This window comes from Haloterrigena gelatinilytica (assembly GCF_013342145.1).
GTDB classification, from domain to species: domain Archaea; phylum Halobacteriota; class Halobacteria; order Halobacteriales; family Natrialbaceae; genus Haloterrigena; species Haloterrigena gelatinilytica.
Genome location: NZ_JABUQZ010000001.1, coordinates 1,738,302 through 1,759,142 on the forward strand (window position 1 = coordinate 1,738,302; position 20,841 = coordinate 1,759,142).

Sequence of the window (20,841 nt, forward strand, 5' to 3'; positions counted from 1 at the left end):
CGACGGGCTACATCCGGATCGATGGGCGACACCCAAATCGGTTCTCGAGAGGCGTGCGCTCGGGGGCGGCCCCAGAACGATGGCAGAAAACGCGTCCGTCGGACCGTCTCACTCGGAGACGATGATCTGGCCGGTCATCCCGGCGTTGACGTGGGGTTCGCAGATGTAGGTGTAGGTTCCCGGCACCTCGAACGTGTGCTCGAACGTCTCGCGGGTCTCGAGTTTCCCGCCCTGGGACTCGTGCCAGGCGTCGATCGCCGTCTGTTCGTCCTCGAAGCCGCCGGTCGCGAAGTAGTCGGCGCCCTCGGGAAGGCTCGTCTCGCGGGCCGTCACCGTGTGGATGGCTTCGCTGGTGTTCTTCCAGACGACGGTCTCGCCGACGCTGGCCTCGTACTCGTCGGGGAGAAACGCGTTCCGGTTCATCCCGATGGTACAGCTCTGGCCGTCGCAGGGATCGTCGTTCTCGAAGGGGCTGGTGACGGCCGAACAGCCCGCCAGTCCGGCCGAAACGGCGGAGCCGACGGCGGCGAGATAGACGCGCCGATTCATACCAGCGACTTGGGAGCATCCGAATATAACCGCCCCGGTTCGATCGTCGAAACCTCGAGGGTCGGTGGCGAAACGAAAACACGTAAGGGACCTCCACGCCGAATCCGGGAGTATGCTTCCCCGGTTCGTCGGGCGACTGGGCGTCGCCGACGCGGTGACCGTCTCCAACGCGGCGCTGGGATTCGTCGCCGTCGTCGTCGCCTTCGTCGACATTGCGCTCGCTGCACGTCTCATCCTGCTTGCGGCGGTCGCGGACGGGCTGGACGGGATCCTCGCCCGCCGCTACGGCGGCACCGACGTCGGTCCCTACCTCGACTCGCTGGCCGACGTCGCCTCCTTCGCGGTCGCCCCCGCGGTCGTCGCCTTCGTCGTCGTCACCGACAGTCTCGAGCTCGGGTTCGACGCGGTGACGGGCGAACTCCTCTTGACGACCGGGACCTGCGCGCTGTTCGTCGCGATGGCAGTCACCCGCCTCGGCATGTACACGGCATTCGACGTCAGCGGTAACTACACCGAGGGTATCCAGACGACGCTGGCGGCGACGATCATCGGCGCGGCGATCCTCGCCGGCACGACCGACCCGTGGCTCGTCCTCGCGGTGACGGGGGCGTTCTGTTACCTGATGGTCTCGCGCATCGAGTACCCCGACCTGCTCGCCCGCGACGCGGCCATCATGGGCGTCGTCCACGTCCTGGCGATCCTGATTCCCGAGTTCGCCGGTCACACGTTTCCCTACGCGCTGTTGACGCTGGGGATCGCGTACATGACGCTGAGCCCCTGGTTCTACTGGCGAGAGGAGACCCAGGCGACGGCGCCCGACGCGCATGGAAACGCTTAGGGCGCTGCTGGGACGACCGTAGGGTATGTACACTGCCACGCGTCGGCGTCATCTCCGGGTCCAGTTGCAGGACCGGGTGGTACCATGAGCGATGACGAGGCAGCCGAGGACGGAGCGGACGAACCGGCTGAGGAGGAGCCCGAACCGGTCGATCTCGAGGCGATCCGCGAGGCGCTCGCGGCCTTCGAGGACGACGTCGAAGCCCTCGAGAGCGAGCTCGAGGCCGCCGAGACCGAGGACGATCTCGACGTCGTCGAGGCCGATATCGAGTCCTTCCGCGAGGAGTTCGAGGAGATCGAGATCCCCGACCCGCCGGAAACCGAGGAGGACGAAGACGAGGACGAGGACGAGGACGCCGAACCCGCGCCCGAGGAGCAACTCCAGGAGCGCTACGACGACATCGAGAGCGACGTCTCGGATCTCGAGTCCGATCTGGAGGACCAGCGCGGTCCCTACGGCGAGGACGTCGTCAGCGACATCAACGGCGCCAGCGGGACGATTACGGGCACCCGCTGGACCGAGGAGGGGAACGCCGAACTGATCGAGGCCGTCGACGACTTCCTCGACGAGCTGAACGAACTGCTCGGCACCTCGGTCACGCTGAGCAACGAGGGCGAGGCGGTCCCCGACCAGCTAGACGCGACTCTCGACCGCGCGGCCGAGGCCGTCGAGGACGCCGCCCTCGACGCCGACGACGACGCCGAGACGATCGCCGGCCTGCTCGAGGCCACGGACGACCTCGACTCCGATATCGACGACGCGACCGAGTGGACCGACCTCGAGATCCGCGAGCAACTGCGCCGCGAAGGGTTCTACGACGTGCTCGATCACGTCAAGGACTTCCCGCCGGAGTGGCACGCGCTGAAGGTCCACGAGAAACGCGGCAACGTCGACCAGATCCTGCTGGCCTACGAGACATTCGACTCCGATTACATGGAGGAACACTGCCTCGAGGCCTTAGAACGCATGGGTCCCGAGGAGGCCATGGAACCCATGATCCAGAAGGCGGGCCGCCGCGACCAGGCCGCGATGCGCATCCTGGGCAAGATCGGGATCGCCGACGACGAGGTCGTCGAGGCGCTGGTCGACTACGTCGACTCGAACCCCAACCTCCAGCGGCCCGCGTTCCGCGCGCTCGGCGAGATCGGTGCCGAGGACGCCGTCGAGCCGATCGCCCAGCAGCTGGTCGCCGACGAGCCGGACGTCCGTAGCTGGGCCGCCCGCGCGCTCGGCCTGATCGGCGACACCCGCGCCGTCGAGCCGCTCGCGGACGTGCTGGCCGACGACGAACAGGACCGCGTCCGCGCCAGCGCCGCCTGGGCGTTAAACCAGATCGGCACCGCCGAGGCCCTCGAGATCGTCGCCGACTACGGCGACGACCGCGCGTATCTCGTCCAGGCCGAAGCCGAGAAGGCCGCGACCGAGCCCGCGGCCTGAACGCGACGCGAACGAGAGAGACCCGATTTCCGTCCCCCTCCCTGCTGAATCCCGTACTCCGTTTTCGACCTGACCTTTATATCCGAACGCGCGGCCAGAGCGCCCGATGGAGCACCGACGCGCGGTCCTCGTCGCGCTCGTGAGCGTCGGCCTCGCCGCCGGCACCCTGCTGGGGTTCGGAATCGTCGCCGTCGACACCGCGACGAGCGACGGAACTCCCGCGGAGATGACGTCTCGAGGCGACGCTAACGGCGACGGAACCAGCCCCGCGTGTCCGATCGGTGCAATGGAATCAGCGCCTGCATCGGTCGAGCTAACCGACAGTAACGGGACGGCCCCCAGCGCCGACGCCGGTGGGCGACCGGCGAACGCGACCGGTACCGCGCCGCGGATCGTCGAACTCTACCCGAATCCCACGATTCGCGACAACGTCGGCGAGTATCTCGTCCTCGAGGTCCCCCCGGACACTCGACTCGAGAACTGGACGCTCACCGACGGCCACACCACCGCCGGACTCCCGAACGAGACCGTCTCCGGACGCGTCGCCGCGAGCACGGCGCCGAACGTTACCGGCGGGCTGACCGAGTATCCGGTGATCGAACTCGAGGGGACGCTGCGACTCGCCGTCGACGGGGACACCCTCGAACTCCGGAACGAGACGACGACCGTCGACGCGGTCGCGTACGATCGAGCGCCGACGGCCGAACGGTGGTACCGAAGCGACGGCGAGACCGACGAGCCGACCGCCGGCGACCCCGCAGCCGGCGACTGGCATCCCCGCGACGCGACCTGCCTCCCGGTCTCGACGGCCGACGTCGCGGACGCCACGGCGTTCGTCCTCCCCGACTCGCCCGCGGTGCCCCTCGAGACGCTCCGCGGCGCCGACGACCGTCTGCTGCTGGCCGGCTACACGGTCACGTCCGAGGAAGTCGCCGACGAACTCGTCGCCGCGGCCGACCGCGGGGTCGACGTCGCGGTGCTCTTCGAGTCGAGCCCCGTCGGTGGCGCGCCCGCGGCGACCGAGAGCGTCCTCGAGACGCTCGTCGACGGCGGGGTCGACGTTCGCGTTATCGGCGGCGCCGACTCGCGGTACCGCTATCATCACCCCAAATACGCGGTGATCGACGACCGCGTGCTGGTCACGACCGAGAACTGGAAGCCGTCGGGCGTCGGCGGCGAGAGCAGCCGCGGCTGGGGCGTGCGCCTCAAGTCCGAGTCCCTCGCGGCCGATCTCGCGACCGTCTTCGACGCGGACTTCGAGGGTCGCGATACGACCTCGGGTGCGGCCTATCGCAGGAACGCTTCGTTCGTGGACGACGGCCCCGTCTTTTCCGCGCCCGATCCCGAGTTCCCGACGGCCCACGACCCGTCGACGGTCCCCGTCGAGTCCGCCGAACTCCTGCTCGCACCGGACAACGCCGAACGCCGTCTCAACTCGCTGCTCGAGAGCGCCGACGACGAGATCCTCGTCCTGCAGCCGTCTATCGCCGACGACGTGTCGCTGCTCAAGTCGACCCTCGAGGCTGCCCGTCGCGGCGTCGACGTCCGTATCCTGCTCGGCTCGGCGGAGTACAACGCCGACGAGAACGCGGCGCTGGCGCGGGACGTAGAACGGATCGCCGACGACGAGTCGCTGGCGCTCGAGGTCGAACTGGTCGAGGAGACGAACGCCTTCGAGAAGATCCACGCCAAGGGGGTCGTGATCGACCGCGAGGTCGCGGTCGTCGGCAGCGCCAACTGGAACGAGAACTCCTTCCGGAACAATCGCGAGGTCGTATTGGCGCTACACGGCGAGGAGGTCGCGAGCTACTACGCCGACGTGTTCGAGGCCGACTGGCGGGGCGACAGTGGTCGATCGAGGCTCACCGTTGGTGTCGCACTCGCCGTTATCGCCGCACTCGCCCTCGCGGCGCTGGTCGGGCGACGGTACGTTCGGTTCGGTGAGCAACACTGAGGGTCGTGTCGCGCAGTCGCTATCGAAACTGGACGCAATGAGCAGTCCGTTCGCGCTGACGGCTCAGATCAGTATCAACCGTTTACGAAACGCAGTCGATCTCCCTCAGTCCGCACAGCCGTCGCCGACCTCGAGTCGCTCGCAGGCGTCCCGTTCGGGGTCGAAACAGTCGGGACACTCGCCGGGCCGGTCGATGATCGTGTCGAGGCGCTCCGCGACGGTGTCGTCGATGACGCTCTCTAAGGCGCGGGCCTCGTCCTGGTACTCCTCGACTTCGAGGACGTTCGCGAGAAAACGCTCGATGATGCAGTAGGTCTGGAGGGCGTCGTGGGCGCGCCCGAGTCCCTCGTCGGTCAGACTCGCACCCTTGTACTTCTCGTGGTCGACGAGTCCCCGGTCCTCGAGTTTGCCGATCATCTCGTTGACGCTGGCCGGACTGACCTCGAGCAAGTCCGCGAGCGTGCCGGTCGATGCGGGGCCGTCCTCGATACGTTGAGCCAGATAGATCGCCTTGAGATATTGGTCTGCAGTGTTCATTGCATCCCTCCGTCAGTACCGCTCGGTGTCGCGTCGGTTCCTCGCCGGCGTCCCCGCGTCCGGGACTCGATGCGCGGTGACGGCGTTCGATCTGCGGGGGACCGTACTGCCGCCGTCCCGATCATGCTCTGTGCTCCATGATCTCGGTCACTTCTTCGACGCCCTCTTTCTCCTCCTCGCGGATCTCGTAGAGGGTCTCGAGGAGGCGCTCGCGGTCGATAGCGAACTCGCCATCGGAGGCCTCGATCGCGTCGATCAGGTCGTCGTAGAACTTGTAGGCCGTTTCCTCGTTGGCCAGTTGGTCGTAGAGGACGCCGTCGGTGTCCTCCGGCGGTCCGTACTGGGCGTCGACCAACGCGTTGATTTCCTCGTACGCGACGGTGTCGGCCTCGAGATCGTCGATCAGCGCCTCGAGTCGCTCGCGGTGGTCGGCCGACTCGTCGGCGGCCTCCTCGAGCAACTCCCGCACCTCCTCGTCGATCGCCGCTCGCTCTTCGGGGGGCAGCGAGTCGAGGTGGTGGGCGGCGCGTGACTCGACGACCTCCTCCAGGACGACCCCGATCTGCAGCAATCGGGTCAGCTGGTGGTCGCTCGAGACGCGCTGTCCCAGACTCATATCAGGTCGTCCGGGCCACTGATACTTAACCCTCCCTACTCGGGCGGTTCGATATCGGCTCCGTCGGTCGACGGGTAAACGATCGCCCGCGTGCAGTCGACTGGATGGTCGCAAACGACGATAGGTTTCGGTATCCTCTGGAACACCTTTCACGAAAATGATCGGAAACCTCATCGCGGTCGTCGTCTTCCTCGGACTCGGTTATCTCGCTGCTCGCCGGTATCGGGACGACGACGAACGGCTCAACAGCGAGTGGCTTCGCTGAGCGATCCGTTCAGCCGCGATACCGCCAGACGCGCGTCCCCTCGCCGCCGTCGACGGCGTCGACCTGTTTGAGTCCCGCCTTGATACAGCGCCACCAGCCGTCGCTCGTGTCGTAGCCGGCCGGACACTCCTCGTAGAGCGCGTCGACGAAATCGGAGCGACGCGCCTCGTCCTCGTCTCGCAAGTAGGCCAGCGCCCGCCCGACGGCGCGGCGGCGCTTCTCGATCGTCTCCGCGGATCGGCCCGGAATCGAGAGTTCGTCGAGCTCGGTGATATCCTCGCCGGGTCGGACGCCGTCGCCGGCCAGCTGGGTCGAGGACGTGTACTCGAGGCCGGTCTGGACGTCCCGGTTCAGGCGCTTGCGCGTGGTCGCGACCGCGCGCCGGGAGAGTTCGTCGAGTCGCTCGGTCTCGACGGAGCCGAGCACGCCGGCGTCCTCGTGGACGGGGTCCTCGCGAATGCGCGCGACGCGCTCTGGTGACAGGCCGGAGGGGTTCTCTCCGGTTGACTCAGTTTCGGTTGTCTCGCTTGCGGTCGGACTCGGGTCTCCCTCACCGTCCGCTGGCTCCGCTCGAGTCGTCGAGTCCGTCGATTCGGTCGCGACGCTCGAGTCTGGGCTCTGCCGAACCGTTCGGGGCGAACCGTGGACTTCGAGTACCGGTTCGCGGTTCACCGGCGTCCCCTCGGTCCGTCGGTCTCGCTCGTCGCCCTCGGTCTCGCTCCCCTCGAGTGTCCGTTCGACGCTCTCGTCAGCAGTCTCGGCCGCTGAGTCGTCGGCCGCTCGCGGCTCGCCGTCCGCGCGGTCGCTCTCGACCGCCTGCGCGAGCGTCGCCACCCGCTCCTCGAGGCGGGCGATGCGCTCGCGGTGGTCTGTCAGGAGGCGGTCCCGTTTCCGATCGCGGTCAGGCCCCGCTCCGGCGTCGATCGAGCCGCGGTGTTCGACGATCCACCGGACGTACGCCTGTCGACTCTCGAAGCCGAACAGTTCCCGCTCGGCCTCGAGCGCGTCGACGGTCTCGTCCTCGAGTTCGATGGAGAGGGCCTGCATCGTCCCCGGATTGCCGATCATCGTATAAAAGTGCTCGTCAGACGCCACGAGGACGGTCGCATCGCTGGAGCACGGAAGCGGCTCGAAGCGAGAGCAGAACGAAAGCGAAAGAACGCAGAAGTCGCGCTATCGCCCAGCCGTTAGTCGCGCTGGCGAAGTCGCGCGCCGATCAGGTCCTCGAGATCGTCGCGGAGTTCGTCGACGTCGATCTCCTCGAGGACGGGCACGAAGAAGCCCTCGACGAGCATGTTCCGGGCCGCGCGGGGGTCGACACCGCGGGAGGTCATGTAGAACAGGTCCTCCCGGTCGATCTGGCCGACCGTCGCGGAGTGGCTGGCCTCGGTGTCGTGGTTGTTGATGATCAGCTTCGGGGAGGCGTCGGCCTCGCTCTCGTCGGAGAGCATCAGCGTGTTCTCGCGCTGGTAAGAGCTGGTGTCCCACGCGTCGGCGCCGACGTCCTGGACGCCCTCGTAGACCGAGCGAGCGACGTCGTCGGTGACGCCGCGGGTGACGAGGTCGGCGGTCGTGTGCTCGGCGCGGTGCCAGACCTTCGCGTCTAAGTCGAAGTGCTGGTCGTTGTGGCCGTAGAAGGCGCCGACGATCTGGGTCTCCGAGGAGTCGCCGCGAAGCTCCGTCGAGACCTCGGTCTTGGTCAGCTGCGTCCCGAGGTTGCCCTCGATCCAGTCGATCGTGGCGTAGGTGTCGGTGACGCCGCGCTTGACGGTGAAGTTGTAGGCCTCCTCCGAGAGGTTCTGGAGGCTGCCGTACTGGACGTAGCTGTTCTCGCCGGCGGCGACTTCGACGACGCCGCTGTAGTACTGCTCCTCGGCTTCCTCGCCGGTCGACTGTCGCTCTAAGATCGTGACCGAGGACGACTCCTCGGTGACGACGAGCGTGTAGTTGAACAGCGAGCGGGAGTTCTGCTCGGTCCGGACGGTCACGTCCTCGGCGTCGACGCCCTCGGGGACGTAGATGACCGTCCCGGTGCTAAACAGCGCCGTCGAGAGCGCCGTCAGGTAGTTCTCCTGGGGATCGACGATGCTGCCGAAGTGCTCCTTGAGGAGCTCCTCGTGTTCCTGGACCGCGTCGGCCCACGAGAGGACGTCGGCCTCGTCGGGACCGATCTGATCCTTGTTCTCGGCCGCGTTCAGCGGGTCCACCAGCGACTCGAAGTCCAGCTCGTGGAGGTCCGTCCACTCCCGTCCCGGCGTCTTGATGACGTCGGGCATGTCGAGGGAGTCGAGGGCCTCGAGGGCCTCGAGACGGGTCTCTAAGAGCCACTCGGGCTCGTCGAGACCGCCGCTGATTTCGCGTACCTGTTCTTCGGTCAGATTGGCGTGTACCTGTGTTCCTGCGCTCATATTATCCGAGGCTCCCCTCCATCTCGAGTTCGATGAGACGGTTGAGTTCGACCGCGTACTCGATCGGCAGTTCCTCCGTGATCGGCTCGATGAAGCCGGCGACGATCATCTTCTTGGCGTCGTCGTCGTCCAGTCCGCGCGACTGGAGGTAGAAGATGTCCTCGTCGCCGATCTTGCCGACGGTCGCCTCGTGGGCGACGTCGACCTTCGACTCCTCGATCTCCATGTACGGCATGGTGTCCGAGGTGGACTCGTTGTCGAACATCAGAGCGTCGCACTCGACGGCGGTCGAGGAGTTCTCGGCGCCGTCGGCGATGTGGACGAGGCCGCGGTAGTTGGTGCGGCCGCCGTCCTTGGAGATCGACTTGGACTCGATGGTCGAACTCGTGTCGGGCGCGTTGTGGTAGACCTTCGCGCCGGTGTCGATGTCCTGGCCCTCGCCCGCGAAGGCGATGGTGATGTGGGTGTCGGTCGCGCCGCGACCCTTGAGGATCGTACACGGGTAGAGCATGGTCGCTTTCGAGCCCATGCTGCCCGAGACCCACTCCATCGTGCCGCCGGCCTCGCAGATGGCGCGCTTGGTGTTCAGGTTGAACGTGTTCTTCGACCAGTTCTGGACGGTCGAGTACTGGACGTGAGCGTCCTCGCCCACGAAGACCTCGACGCCGCCCGAGTGGAGGTTGTGCGTGCCGTACTTCGGGGCCGAACAGCCCTCGATGTAGTGGACCTCGGAGCCTTCCTCGGCGATGATGAGCGTGTGCTCGAACTGGCCCATCCCTTCCGAGTTCATGCGGAAGTAGGCCTGGACGGGCATCTCGACGGTGACGTCTTCGGGGACGTAGACGAACGAGCCGCCCGACCAGACGGCCCCGTGCAGCGCGGCGAACTTGTTGTCGCTCGGCGGCACGCAGGTCGTCATGAAGTGCTCTTTGACGAGCTCGGGGTGCTCCTGGACGGCCTTGTCCATGTTACAGAAGATGACCCCCTTCTCCTCCCACTGCTCTTGCATGTTCTGGTAGACGACTTCGGACTCGTACTGGGCGCCGACGCCCGAGAGGGCGTTCTTCTCGGCTTCCGGGATGCCCAGCTTGTCGAACGTGTCCTTGATGTCGTCGGGCAGCTCCGTCCAGTCGTCGACGCCTTCGCGCTTGTCGACGTCCGGGCGGATGTAGGGGATGATCTCTTCGACGTCCAGTTCGGAGAGGTCCGGCATGCCGGGCCAGTCGGACGGCATCGGCATGTTCTGGTACTGCTCGAGCGCGCGGAGGCGTCGCTCGAGCATCCAGTCGGGCTCGTCCTTGTCTTCGGAGATCATGCGGATGACCTCCTCGGTCAGGCCCTTGTCGGATTTGACCGCGGCGTTCTCGTCTTTCTTGAACTCGAACCGGGCCTCGGTGTCGGTCTCTTTTAGGTGGTCTTGATCGGAACTCATTGGTTGATGTGGTTTGTGGTTACGGCTGTAGCGTTATTACGGTTGTTCTAGTCGAATCCGGTTACGCGGTGCCGTAGACGTCTTCGCGGACCCAGTCGTACCCCTTGTCCTCGAGCTTCTCGGCGAGCTCGGGACCGCCGCTCTTGGCGATCTGGCCGTCGAGCATCACGTGGACGTGATCGGGCTCGACGTAGTCGAGGATGCGCTGGTAGTGGGTGATCTGGAGGATACCGGTGCCCTGCTCGTCGCGCAGGGCGTTGATGCCCTCCGAGACGTCCTGCAGTCGGTCGATGTCGAGCCCGGAGTCGATCTCGTCGAGGACGGCGACCGAGGGCTCGAGGATGGCGGCCTGCAGCACTTCGTTCTGTTTCTTCTCCCCACCGGAGAAGCCGGCGTTGAGGTAGCGCTGGGCGAACTTCTCGTCCATGTCCAGCTGCTCCATCTTCTCCTGGAGGATCTGCTGGAACTCGGCGACGCCGACCTCGCCCTCGTCCGCGGGGCCTTCCATCGGCGAGGACTCGAAGCCTTCGTCCTCCTCGTCTTCGTCTTCGCCGTCCTCGTCCTCGAAGAGCTCCTCGCGCTCCTCGATCTTGGCGTTCAGCGCCGTGCGGAGGAAGTTCGTCATCGTGACGCCCTCGATCTCGGCCGGATACTGGAAGCCGAGGAAGATGCCGAGCGCGGCGCGCTCGTTGGGCTCGAGATCCAGCAGGTTCCAGGTGCGCTGGTCCTCGTCGATCTCGATGTCCTCGCCGAACTCCTCGTCCTCGAGGTGGAGCAGCACCTCGCCCTCGGTGACCTCGTAGGCGGGGTGACCGGCGATGACCTTCGCGGTCGTCGACTTCCCGGAGCCGTTGGGCCCCATCAGGGCGTGAATCTCGCCGGACTCGACCTCGAGATCGACGCCCTCGAGAATTTTCTCGTCGCCCTCCGCCACTTCCGCGTGCAGGTTGGATAGTTCGAGACGTGCCATAGTACTTGCTCGTTTGAACAGTGGGTCGTATGACTGATAACGGTTTCGTATCCAATTGGATACGATCCCATAACGCAAAAATAAGTTGCTATATCAGGAACTATGGTGGCGCAACGGAAAACTACATCAATTCACTTCGCGCATTCGTCTTCCGATATCTCCACCAAGTATCGGAACATCCCCCTCTAAGAGCGCTCTCTGCTGGCTTTCCGGCAGACGCTCCATGAATGTGTGGCAGAGACGACAGAGTTGTATCAGGTTATCCATTGTATGGGCATTGGACGGATCGTCGAACGCGCGAATAGGGCGGATATGATGAACATCTGGGTTTCGGCCGATCGCGTCCGAATCAACTTCGCACAATTGGCACGTATTGTTGTCCCGTTCTCGCACGCGCCGACGAGCGTTCTTCCAGATGCCAGTGTAAAATCGCGTTTGGGAGTCGGGGTCCCACTGATGATGGTTCTCACCGCGCCGGTTCTGGGACTGCCATTCTGCGTAACAATTTATATCACAGAACTGTTCTGATTTCGTCTCCAAACGACTCGGATACACGGTTTTCGGTGCTCCACAGTTCGAACACTCCACCGATTCTTTCCCCTTCCACCATGGACTATTTTCCCCGCTAACGCGTCCGGTCTCTTTCAAAAATTCACCCTGACATTGGTTATCGCAGAAGAAGCGTTCCGACTGTTCGTAATGACAGGGTGGTATCTCCTTCTGAGTTCCGCAGTATTCGCAGTGGACTTCGTGTGTTTCGACGTCCTGGTTCGCCGTCCGACGGTCGATACCGTGTTCTTCCATTCGGTTATAAACGGTCGTCATCGAACAGCCGACCTCGTCAGCGATCTCCGAAAGCGTCATTTCCTCGTTGTGGTACCAGTGACGGAGTTTTTCGGTTGGAATAGTGACTTTTTCAGACATTCTGAGTTCCACTCTCTGATCCGGCTGATTTTCGCATACGATCACTTACTATCACATATTAATAGTTAGTTCGACATCTATTTCATTCCTTACACAGCACGAACTATGGACAGCGAAACGCACCTACTAAAGAAGAGACAAGGCTCTTCGTCGGATAGAGCTACCAGTACTGATCGAGGCCCTGTTGCTCCTGCCCGCTCTTAACTTCGTTCCACGAGACGTCCAGCGCCTCGAGAATCCGCGAAATCGGCCCCTTCAGGGTTTTCTCGAGCATCTTGTCGTAGTCGACTTCGAACTCCGGCGGGATCTGATCCTCGTACTCGAAGCAGATCACGTCGGGGTCGCGCTTGAATGCGCCGTAGAGGGGGTCGCGCTGGGGATCGAATCCCTCGCCGCTCTCCATCCGGCGGAAGAAGGCGGGATCGACGCGGTCGAGGTAGAGGCGCTTGGGCTTGCTCCCGCGCTGGAAGTTGGTCCCCAGCAGCAGATTCGCGTACTTCGCGCCGCGGACCTGCGCCGTATCGGTGTCGTAGTTGTCCAGTCGTTTGCCGATCCCGCCAGGGATGGCGATCTCCTCGAGGGAGATGTCGCCCGTGCGGACGTCCTCGATAATCCCGTTGACGTACTCCTTCGCCCCTTCGACGTCGCCCTCGCGGACGATCATCTCGATGACCCGGTGTTGGACCTCCTTGGTGATCGGGGCGATGTCCGAGCGCTGGTATTCGAAGCCGACGATGTCGATGTCGTTGACGTCCTTGCCCTCCTTCCAGACGATGTGGCCGGCGTAGCGTTTCTTCTTGCCCGCCTGGAAGAACCGGCGGTAGAGCTTCTCGAACTCGATCTGGAAGCGGTGGGCCTCCGCGTTTAAATCTTCGCGCGCGAAGTCGTCGTAGCGCCCGTTGATGTGCTCCTCGATTTCGAACGATTGCTCGATCGCCTCGTCCTTCGAAATCTCCGGGCCGAGCTCGAGCATGACCGAGTCGGTGTCCCCATACGTCACCTGATAGTTCAGTTCGTTTGCGGCAGTCTCCGTAAATTCGATGACTTCACGCCCAGTAGCAGTGATTGCGGATGCTGCTTCTTTGTCATACAGTCGAAATTGTTCCCATCCCGACACGCCGTACAGCGAATTCATGATGACCTTCACCGCGCCCTGCTGGCGGTCGTACTGCTCGTACTCGAGGCTCCCGGGCTCGTGCTCGTTTCGCAGCTCCTTCTTCTCCTCGCGCTCGGCGAGCAGTTCCGTGATCATCTCGCGCATGACGCCGTCGGGTTCTTTCCGGAAGTGAATCTCGTCGTCGCCGATCGGCGCGACGTAGGTCTCGCCCTCGTACTCGTCGGGATCGACCTTCGTCTCCGGCGAGGCGTTGATCGTCGTCATGCACATCGGGTACAGCGACTTCAGGTCGAGCACGGTGACGTTCTCCTTGACGCCCGTGATCGGCTCGAAGACGGCGCCGCCCTCGTACTCCTCGCCGGCCTCCTGCTGGCCCTTCGAGGGGAGGGCGAAGCGGCCGTAGGCCTCGTGGAGGACGTACATGTCGACCGCGTCGCCGGGCGTGGGCGCGTCCTCGAGTTTACACCCTACGAAGGAGCGCACCTCGTCCCAGAAGGGGATGATCTCCTGCTGGCGGTCGAGTTCCACGCAGAGTTCGACGTCCCGGAGGTTGTACTCGAGCAGTTTCGTGGGATCGTCCTCCCAGAGGTCGCCGATGTCGCCGGCGTACCGTTCCTTCCCCACGCCCAGTTCGGCCTCGCCGACCGCGTCGAGCCGGTAGGAATCCAGCTCGGAGAAGACCATCCGCTGGTAGCCGTAGAGCAGGTCGAAGACGACCCGGCCCTTGATATCGGGGCCGCCCCAGTTGCTGCGCCAGACCTCGTCGACCCGCGAGAGGCGATCGATCGAGAGGTCGTAGTCGTGGTGTGGCCCCTCGAGTTCCTCGAGACGGTCGAGGAAGTACGGCGCGTCGAAGTCCTCGAAGTTCCAGCCCGTGAGGACGTCGGGATCGGTCTCCTCGACGTACTCGATGAAGGCCTCGAGCATCGCTTCCTCGTCCTCGAAGGCGCGGACCTCGTGGTCGATCTCGCCCTCGATCGGATCGTAGTTCTCGATTTCCTCGGGGATCGGCCCGTCGCCGATCGGGGCCTCGTAGAGCCACATGACGTACTCGTCGCGGTAGGAGTCGTGGCTGGTGAGACAGACGATCGGCTCCTCGCCGTCCTCGGGGAAGCCCGAGCGGTCGTCGACCTCGATGTCGAACGTGTTGACGCGCGGCTCGGCGTCGACGTCGACGGCCTCGATCTCGTCGTGGGGGACGACCAGCGAGTCGTCCTCGGCGCGTCGCTCCGGGACGCGGATACCGCTGCGGACGTCCTTGTCGATCAGAAACCGGTTCGGGAAGAGGATGTCGGCCTCGAAGTGGTCGAAATCGTCGCGGACCTGGCCGACGTCGCGGGGCGTCTGGCCGAAGATTTTGGTCAGTTTCTCGCCGCGGATGCTCTCGTAGGGCTCGCCGTCCTCGTCGTACTCCCGACTGCCCGTCAGGCGGTCGTACTGCTCCTCGGGGGGCTGTTCCAAGCTGTCCGTCGGCGCGTAGAAGTAGGGCCGGAAGCCGACGACCTGCACGTGCTCCAACTCGCCGTCGGGCGTCCGGCCGAAGACGTGCATGATCGGCCGCTCCTCGTCGCCGTAGCCCGCAATGGTGTAATCGACCTGCATCACCGCGAGCTCGAGTTCGCCCTCGGGCTCCGGCAGGGTCTCCTCGATTACGTCGATTACCTCGGCGGCGCTCGAGCCGCCGTTGCCGGCGACGGCAACCGCCTCTTCCTCCGGCCGCTCGTCCGCGTCGTCGGACTCGCCGCCGAAGTCCGCGAGTCCGGATTGGCCCGCCTCAGTCATGGTGTCGGGGTTGGCAGTCGCCGGATAAAAACCCCCACACTTCGGTCGACCGTCGCCTCCCCGAGCGCGTCTCGCAGTTTTGCAAGAGCAACAAGACATATAATGTGGTAACACTTACCATGAAGTCAGGTGATCGAAGTGTCCACCAACGCAGACGACACGACGGATCGAAGCGAGCCGCGTAGCCAGCCCGAGGGCACCGCGACGATCGAGTCCTACGAGACGGACGACGGTGTCGTCTTCTACGACGCCGAGAACCCGCTCGCGTGGGTGGAGACTTCTCGAACCCTCACGCTGTCCGAACTGGCCTGACGGTCTCCGTTCCCGTCCGCGCCGCCCGGCCGATCGCTCCGAACGCGAACCCTTTTTTGCTGGCTGCTCCACCGTTGACGTGTGGGATCCGACCGGCCCGACGACGAACGCGACGAGTACGACCCGGAGGAGGAGTTCCGCGATCCCGAGAGCGATTCCCTCACGATTCCTCAAGTGTCGTCCGAGGGCGCGGGCGGCGGGTTCTGGTCGGATATTCGCGAGGATTTCGAGTCCGAGGAGCCCACCGAGCCCGCCGAACCGGAGGTTTCGACCGACGAGACCGACGTCCCGACGGAGCTACGCGAAACCTTCTGGGCGATGGTGCTCTTCATCAACGGCGCGGTGCTCACGTACGCGCTCGCCGCGCTGTTTCTCGTCTTCGAGGGCGCGACGAGAACCGCCGGCATACTCGTCGTGATCGGACTCGCCTGTACCGTCTTCACCGCGCGCCGGTATCGTCACTACCAGCGGTACGCCGACGCCGACGACGACGAATCGGGGCCCGACGCCTCGAGCGACGCCGGCGTCGCGACGACTCCCGAGACGGACGACGATACGTAACGCTCCATTGTCATCCGTGTACATAGCCGAAACTACTTGAGGCGGGCTCTCCCAACACCAGCCACCGGGCGATACCGATCGATCATGAAATCCGTCCAAGACGACACCGGCAAACGATACCTGCTTCTCAAGCGATCCGAACACGCGAGCCTGGTGCGCGATCCACAGAACGGTAACGAGTGTTACGTCCAGAACGACCGCCTCGAGGACGTCGACGAGTCGCCCCTCGAGACGGCCGCCCGGACCGTTTCCGGGCCGGTGCGGACGCTGCTGACGACGGTCCACGACGAAGCGACCCTCGGACTCCTGGTCGAACTCGCCGAGCGGGGGCCCCTGGGGGTCAAAACGATCCTCGACGCCGACGCCTTCTGCGAGAGCGACCTCCACGGCCGGCTGACGGTCCTGACGTCCGCGGGACTGCTCGCCGAGACCGAGGTCGCCGGCGAGCGCGGCTATCGGGTCACCGACGAGTGTCGACGCGCGCTCGAGGCCATCGGCGCGATCGACGAGGACGAGGACGAGGACGAGGACGCGGTCGAACCCTCGAGCGCCACCTCGAGCGAGGTGCCCGACAGCGCGTCGTAACGAGGGAAGGAGTCGGATTTGTTTTGGTAGCGCCGCTTCCGCCTCGAGCGCCGCGGTTCGGAAGCGTCCGTGGCGTCGCGCCGAACGGAGACCCGAGCGCGACTCGATTGATGCCTCAGTCCGACGCGAGCAGTTCGACCTCCGGCGGCTCGCCGCGCTCGAGCCGCGAGCGGTTCGACGTGGCGTCCTTCTCGACGCGGACCAGCGAGTCGGCCGCGCCGACGAGTTCCTCGTCGTGGCTGACGACGACGATCTGCTCGACGCCCAGATCCCGCATCGATTCGACCAGCGAGACGAGTTGCGTGACGTGGCCCGAGTCGAGGAAGACCGTCGGCTCGTCCAAGATCAGCGGCGGCATCGGCGCCGATCCCTCGACGCCCTCCGCGAGCAGTCGGTAGATCGCACACCGCAGGCTGAGATTGAACAGCGCCCGCTCGCCGCCGGAGAGCTGTTCGGGTTCGAGGGCCTCGCCGTCCTTCTGGTAGACCGTCAGCCGGTACTCGCCGTCGAGGTCGATCCCCGCGTAGGAATCGTTCTGATAGACCAGATCGAACGTCTCGTTGAGCAGTCGCTCCAAGGTCTCGACGTTGCGCTGGCGCAGTTCCGCCCGCAGGTCCGCGTAGGTCGCCTGCAGCGTCTCGGCCTCGTCGTACAGCGACTCGAGGCGCTCGCAGCGCTCTTCGATCGCCTCGAGGCGGTCCCGAAGCTCCTCGAGCTCCTCGAGTTCCCGTTCGGCGGCGCCGATGGCGTTCTGGATCTCGGTGCGCGTCTCCTCGAGCTCCTCGAGTTTGTCGTCGACCTTCGCGATGTACTGTTCGGCGTTTTCCTTGTCCCCGCGGGCCGTCTCGATGCGTTCCTCGTCGAACTCCGACTCGAGGTCGCGCTTGCGCTCGCGTTTGCTCGAGAGCGTCTCGCGGCGCTCGTCGTTCATCGTCTGCCAGTCGTCGCGGCGCCCCCGGCGGTTCTCGATCTCGGCGGCGAGCTCCGCCCGCTCGTCGTCGATCTCGGCGATGCGGCGCAGCGACTCGAGCGTCTCCTTTATCTCGCCGCGTTCGGTGTTGATCGCGCCGAGTTCGCCGCGGTGTTCGGCCACTTCGTCCTCGAGGTCGTCCGCTCGCGCGCGTTTCTCTGCGGCCTCGTCCTCGTACTCCGCGGCCTCCTCGCGGAGCCGATCGCGCTGCTCCCGGCGCTCCGCGAGGGTCTCGCGTTTCTCGGCGAGCAACTGCTCGATGTTCTCGCGGTTCTCCGCGAGCCGGTCGACCCGCCGTTCGGCCTCGCGCAGTTCCTCGGCGCGTTCGATCCGATCGTCGAGCCCATCGCGCTCGGCCTCGAGGTCGTCCCGTCGCTCCTCGAGCTCGTCGCGTTCCGCCCGTTTCTCCTCGAGGACGTCGACGTGCGGCGAGTCCTCGACGGGCTGGCCGCACTCCGGACACTTTCCTTCCTCGAGGAGTCGCTCCCCCTCGTCGATGGCGTTCTCGACGGTCCGAATGTCGGCGGTGACGTCGCCGATCTCGTCGGTTAGCTCGTCGCGTTCGCGCTCGAGGGACTCGAGGTGCTCGGCCGCGTCGCCGAAGTCGACCGGCGCGTCCGCGAACCGTTCGCGCGCCGCCTCGATCTGTTCGTCGAGTTCTTCGAGTTTCCCTTCGCGGTCCGCGATGGCCTCCTCGTCGGCCTCGAATTTCGACTCGAGATCGTCGGCGTCCGCCCGGGCCTGCTCGGCCTGAGCCTCGAGGTCGTCGGCCTCCTCGCGGAGCCGTTCGATCTCGCCGTTGGTCTCGGTGATCGCGACGCGGACCTCCTCGAGTTCGTCCCGGAGGTCCTCGTCGCGGGCCTCGAGGTTCTCGATTCGGTCGTCGACGGCCTCGTCGTCAGCTCCGTCTGCATCGGCGTCCCCGAGGTCGACCTCGGCCAGCAACGCCTCGCGTTCGTCGGCGAGTTCCTCGCGTCGGGACTCGAGATCCCGAATCTCGTCTTTCGCGTCTTCGCGCTCGCGTTCGGTCTCGGAGATTTTCGACCGTAGCTCCTCGATCTCCTCGTCGAGCCGCTCGATCTCCTCGCGGGTCTCCTCGTGGCGCTGGAGGACGTCCTCGGCGGTCTCGAGGGTCTGCCTGGCCTGTTCGCGTTGCTCCTCGAAGCGGTCGATCTCCTCGCGGACGTCGGTTCGGCGGGACTCGAGCCCGTTGAGGCGCTCGTGGAGATCCTTCGCTTCCTTCTGCTCGACCTGTTTGCGGAGGTCCTCGAGGACCTCTCGCTGGCCGTCGAGGACGGTCTTGACGCCGAGGCGGGCGTCGCTGGCCCGCTCGCGGTACTCCTCGAGCGCCCCCAACTGGAGGAGGTCGTCGATCATGTCCTGGCGGTCGCTCGGCGAGGCGTGGATGAGCTTGTTGACCTCGCCCTGACGGACGTACGCGCAGTTGACGAACGCCTCGGCGTCCATCCGCAGGAGTTCCGTGACTTCCCGACGGACGTCGCGGGCCCCCTCGACCGTCTCGGTCGGCGTCTCGAGGACGCACTTCGTGGTCGTCGCGCGGTCGCCGCGGAGCTTCAGGCGGCGCTCGACGCGGTACTCCCGGCCGTCGTGGGTGAACCAGAGTTCGATCTCGGCCGCCTCCTCGCCGGTCGTGATCACGTCGTCGAGCGTGCGGTCGTCTAAGGCCTTCGAGCCGTATAGCGCGAAGAAGACCGCCTCGAGCAGCGTCGACTTCCCGCTGCCGTTGACGCCGTGGACGACGGTGACGCCCCGTTCTAAGCCGAGGTCGGCCTCGCCGTAGCACTTGAAGTTCAGCAGGCGGACGCGGTCGACCCTCACGCGAAATCACCCAGCGAGGCGGTGTCGGCCGGATCGTCCGTCGGTTCCTCGCTCGAGTCTTCCTCCGCGGGCGCGGATTCCGTTTCGGCTTCGGCGGCGTCGGGTTCGTCGTCGGCCGTCGCTGCGGGTTCCCCGCCGTTCGCGACCGCAGATTCCGCATCGGCCGCCGAGGAATCGCCGCTCGCGTCGTCGCCGGCCAGTTCGTCCGCGACGGTCGTCACGTCCTCGTCTTCGGGGGCGCGTTCGGGCGCGGGATCGAACGCCGACTCGTCGTCCTCGAGCAGGTCGCGAACGCGGCGCTCGACAGTTTCGCGGACGTTCGAGTCGACCAGGTCGTCGTCGCGGACGGTCTCGTCGATGCTCCGGGCGGCGTCGCTGAGTCCCAGTTCCCGGACCCGCTCGCGGACGGCGGCGTCGGGGTCAGCGAAGCTGACGGAGACCTCTTCGTCCTCGTCGGGTAGCTCCCGGCGGTCGTTGACCCGGGCGACCAACGCGTCGCGGTCGATGGCGGCCTCCTCGATCGTCGCGGGGGCGATCGGCTTCCCCTCGCCCTCGACGGTGACGACGACGACGGCGTCCTCGAGGTCGTGCTGGCGAACTCGTTCCTGGACGCGGTCGACGCCCTCGCCGGCCTCGAGTTCGACGTCGACGAAGACGAACTCGCGGGTGTCCGCGAGCCCGCGGCGGCTGATCGCGACGCCATCGTCCGCGTCGAAGTCCACGAGGTTGTAGCCCCGGTCCTCCCGTTCGCTGGCGCTCGCGCGCTCGGTCGACCCGCAGTAGGTGACCCAGGTATCCATGACCTCCGCGGTGTCGGGTTTGTGGTTGTCGCCGAGCAGGACGGCGTCGAAGTCGACGGTCGACTCCTCGAGCAGTTCCTCGGTGTCCCAGTCGGCGTGGGCGAAGGGCTCGAAGAGGCCGTGGGTCACCAGCGCGGCGTGCTCGGCGGCGTCGGGGACCGGTTCGAACGCGTACTCGAGGTCGTCGCGGCGCGACCGGGGAACGAAATCGAGGCCGTAGAGGGCGACGTCGCCGACGATCTCGGGGTCGGCGCCGAGGCGGGTCGCCAGTCCGAGATCCGCGAAGAGGTCGAGCCACTGGGCGTCGCGTTTCGACTCGTGGTTGCCGACGACGGCCAGAAAGGGAATGTCGGCGTCGGCGAGCGTGCGCAGAATTTCGACGGTGCCCTGGAGGTCGACCAGACTCGGCCGCCGGTCGTGAAAGAGGTCGCCGGCGTGGACCACGGCGTCGACGTCGTCGGCGACCGCGTCCTCGACGACCGATCGGAAGGCCTCGAGGAAGTCCTCGCGGCGCTGTGGAGAGTTGTATTGTTGATACCCGATGTGGGTATCGCCCGTGTGGATAACCCGCGTCATTGTCCCTCCGTTGGGAAGCGCCCCCTAAAGGGGTTCCGCGACCGAACTGAAAGTGAAATAGAGAGTCCGCTCGAGCGGAAGGTGGAGTGGTTCGGCGGGAACGGCGGTAGTACGGTGGCGCGCTGTCGATCGCGTCCGGATGGAGAGACTGATCGACGAGTGATCGGACGCAGAAAGAGCGGACTAAGCGGCCTGCGCCCGTGGCAACGGGGATTCCCACCCCTCCTCGGCCGATTTCCTTCGGTCGCCGTGCTCCCTCGCTCATCCACTGTCAGAGCAAACTCCGACACGCCTTCGCTCGTGAAACTCGCGAAGACCTCGCACGACATCTCCGTCCGGCCGCACTATCGTTGGGCTGGACGACAGCGC

Annotated in this window: 17 protein-coding genes; 6 read left to right on the top strand and 11 right to left on the bottom strand. The window is 65.5% G+C overall.

What is annotated here, in order from left to right; translation table 11 throughout:
- Positions 1-108: 108 nt before the first annotated feature.
- On the bottom strand, positions 109-549 hold the full coding sequence (locus tag HTZ84_RS08775) for a cupredoxin domain-containing protein (RefSeq protein ID WP_174680324.1): 441 nt from the start codon (positions 547-549) through the stop codon (positions 109-111).
- 112 nt (positions 550-661) lie between these two features.
- Here HTZ84_RS08775 and HTZ84_RS08780 point away from each other — a divergent pair, with 112 nt between their 5' ends.
- From HTZ84_RS08780 to HTZ84_RS08790, 3 genes are all read left to right on the top strand, one after another.
- The gene (locus HTZ84_RS08780) at positions 662-1,387 is read left to right on the top strand and encodes a protein sorting system archaetidylserine synthase (protein WP_174680325.1); all 726 of its coding nucleotides are present in this window, start codon (positions 662-664) and stop codon (positions 1,385-1,387) included.
- Positions 1,388-1,471: 84 nt separating this feature from the next.
- Positions 1,472-2,824, top strand: coding sequence for a HEAT repeat domain-containing protein (locus tag HTZ84_RS08785; RefSeq protein WP_174680326.1), 1,353 nt, complete (start codon positions 1,472-1,474; stop codon positions 2,822-2,824).
- A gap of 106 nt (positions 2,825-2,930) precedes the next feature.
- Positions 2,931-4,778, top strand: coding sequence for a phospholipase D-like domain-containing protein (locus tag HTZ84_RS08790; RefSeq protein ID WP_174680327.1), 1,848 nt, complete (start codon positions 2,931-2,933; stop codon positions 4,776-4,778).
- Between the two features lie 105 nt (positions 4,779-4,883).
- On the opposite strand, the gene HTZ84_RS08795 is transcribed toward HTZ84_RS08790, so the two are convergent.
- From HTZ84_RS08795 to HTZ84_RS08830, 8 genes are all read right to left on the bottom strand, one after another.
- A complete protein-coding gene (locus tag HTZ84_RS08795) occupies positions 4,884-5,315 on the bottom strand; it encodes a metal-dependent transcriptional regulator (protein ID WP_008896758.1) in 432 nt (143 codons plus the stop codon).
- A 121-nt stretch (positions 5,316-5,436) separates the two neighbouring features.
- Positions 5,437-5,931, bottom strand: a complete 495-nt coding sequence (locus HTZ84_RS08800) for a M41 family metallopeptidase (RefSeq protein ID WP_174680328.1) — start codon at positions 5,929-5,931, stop codon at positions 5,437-5,439.
- Positions 5,932-6,205: 274 nt separating this feature from the next.
- Positions 6,206-7,264 (bottom strand): hypothetical protein, encoded by a 1,059-nt coding sequence (locus tag HTZ84_RS08805; protein ID WP_174680329.1) that lies wholly within the window; start codon positions 7,262-7,264, stop codon positions 6,206-6,208.
- 119 nt (positions 7,265-7,383) lie between these two features.
- Positions 7,384-8,604: a Fe-S cluster assembly protein SufD gene (gene sufD / locus HTZ84_RS08810; RefSeq protein WP_174680330.1), complete on the bottom strand. Its 1,221-nt coding sequence runs from the start codon at positions 8,602-8,604 to the stop codon at positions 7,384-7,386.
- 1 nt (position 8,605) lies between these two features.
- Positions 8,606-10,036 (bottom strand): Fe-S cluster assembly protein SufB, encoded by a 1,431-nt coding sequence (gene sufB / locus HTZ84_RS08815; RefSeq protein WP_174680331.1) that lies wholly within the window; start codon positions 10,034-10,036, stop codon positions 8,606-8,608.
- Between the two features lie 61 nt (positions 10,037-10,097).
- Positions 10,098-11,006: an ABC transporter ATP-binding protein gene (locus HTZ84_RS08820; RefSeq protein ID WP_174680332.1), complete on the bottom strand. Its 909-nt coding sequence runs from the start codon at positions 11,004-11,006 to the stop codon at positions 10,098-10,100.
- 126 nt (positions 11,007-11,132) lie between these two features.
- On the bottom strand, positions 11,133-11,930 hold the full coding sequence (locus HTZ84_RS08825) for an HNH endonuclease (protein WP_174680333.1): 798 nt from the start codon (positions 11,928-11,930) through the stop codon (positions 11,133-11,135).
- A gap of 160 nt (positions 11,931-12,090) precedes the next feature.
- On the bottom strand, positions 12,091-14,829 hold the full coding sequence (locus tag HTZ84_RS08830) for a DNA-directed DNA polymerase (protein WP_174680334.1): 2,739 nt from the start codon (positions 14,827-14,829) through the stop codon (positions 12,091-12,093).
- Between the two features lie 129 nt (positions 14,830-14,958).
- Between HTZ84_RS08830 and HTZ84_RS08835 the strand changes: the two genes are divergently transcribed.
- From HTZ84_RS08835 to HTZ84_RS08845, 3 genes are all read left to right on the top strand, one after another.
- Positions 14,959-15,141, top strand: a complete 183-nt coding sequence (locus HTZ84_RS08835) for a DUF7331 family protein (protein WP_174680335.1) — start codon at positions 14,959-14,961, stop codon at positions 15,139-15,141.
- Between the two features lie 81 nt (positions 15,142-15,222).
- Positions 15,223-15,702: a DUF7322 domain-containing protein gene (locus HTZ84_RS08840; protein WP_174680336.1), complete on the top strand. Its 480-nt coding sequence runs from the start codon at positions 15,223-15,225 to the stop codon at positions 15,700-15,702.
- A gap of 84 nt (positions 15,703-15,786) precedes the next feature.
- Complete coding sequence (locus HTZ84_RS08845; RefSeq protein ID WP_174680337.1) at positions 15,787-16,287, top strand: DUF7346 family protein; 501 nt, start codon at positions 15,787-15,789, stop codon at positions 16,285-16,287.
- A gap of 115 nt (positions 16,288-16,402) precedes the next feature.
- Here HTZ84_RS08845 and rad50 read toward each other — a convergent pair whose 3' ends face one another.
- A complete protein-coding gene (gene rad50 / locus HTZ84_RS08850; RefSeq protein ID WP_174680338.1) occupies positions 16,403-19,096 on the bottom strand; it encodes a DNA double-strand break repair ATPase Rad50 in 2,694 nt (897 codons plus the stop codon).
- A complete protein-coding gene (gene mre11 / locus HTZ84_RS08855) occupies positions 19,093-20,472 on the bottom strand; it encodes a DNA double-strand break repair protein Mre11 (RefSeq protein ID WP_174680339.1) in 1,380 nt (459 codons plus the stop codon). Before mre11 ends, rad50 begins: the two co-directional genes overlap by 4 nt.
- Positions 20,473-20,841: the final 369 nt, after the last annotated feature.

What these genes read in the sequence shown, in the direction of transcription:
- sufB (WP_174680331.1), bottom strand. Translation starts at nt 10,036, where the DNA reads ATGAGTTCCGATCAAGACCACCTAAAAGAGACCGACACCGAGGCCCGG.
- HTZ84_RS08785 (WP_174680326.1), top strand. Translation starts at nt 1,472, where the DNA reads ATGAGCGATGACGAGGCAGCCGAGGACGGAGCGGACGAACCGGCTGAG.
- mre11 (WP_174680339.1), bottom strand. Translation starts at nt 20,472, where the DNA reads ATGACGCGGGTTATCCACACGGGCGATACCCACATCGGGTATCAACAA.
- HTZ84_RS08775 (WP_174680324.1), bottom strand. Translation starts at nt 549, where the DNA reads ATGAATCGGCGCGTCTATCTCGCCGCCGTCGGCTCCGCCGTTTCGGCC.
- HTZ84_RS08800 (WP_174680328.1), bottom strand. Translation starts at nt 5,931, where the DNA reads ATGAGTCTGGGACAGCGCGTCTCGAGCGACCACCAGCTGACCCGATTG.
- HTZ84_RS08780 (WP_174680325.1), top strand. Translation starts at nt 662, where the DNA reads ATGCTTCCCCGGTTCGTCGGGCGACTGGGCGTCGCCGACGCGGTGACC.
- HTZ84_RS08820 (WP_174680332.1), bottom strand. Translation starts at nt 11,006, where the DNA reads ATGGCACGTCTCGAACTATCCAACCTGCACGCGGAAGTGGCGGAGGGC.
- HTZ84_RS08830 (WP_174680334.1), bottom strand. Translation starts at nt 14,829, where the DNA reads ATGACTGAGGCGGGCCAATCCGGACTCGCGGACTTCGGCGGCGAGTCC.
- HTZ84_RS08845 (WP_174680337.1), top strand. Translation starts at nt 15,787, where the DNA reads ATGAAATCCGTCCAAGACGACACCGGCAAACGATACCTGCTTCTCAAG.
- sufD (WP_174680330.1), bottom strand. Translation starts at nt 8,604, where the DNA reads ATGAGCGCAGGAACACAGGTACACGCCAATCTGACCGAAGAACAGGTA.
- HTZ84_RS08790 (WP_174680327.1), top strand. Translation starts at nt 2,931, where the DNA reads ATGGAGCACCGACGCGCGGTCCTCGTCGCGCTCGTGAGCGTCGGCCTC.
- HTZ84_RS08795 (WP_008896758.1), bottom strand. Translation starts at nt 5,315, where the DNA reads ATGAACACTGCAGACCAATATCTCAAGGCGATCTATCTGGCTCAACGT.
- HTZ84_RS08825 (WP_174680333.1), bottom strand. Translation starts at nt 11,930, where the DNA reads ATGTCTGAAAAAGTCACTATTCCAACCGAAAAACTCCGTCACTGGTAC.
- HTZ84_RS08805 (WP_174680329.1), bottom strand. Translation starts at nt 7,264, where the DNA reads ATGATCGGCAATCCGGGGACGATGCAGGCCCTCTCCATCGAACTCGAG.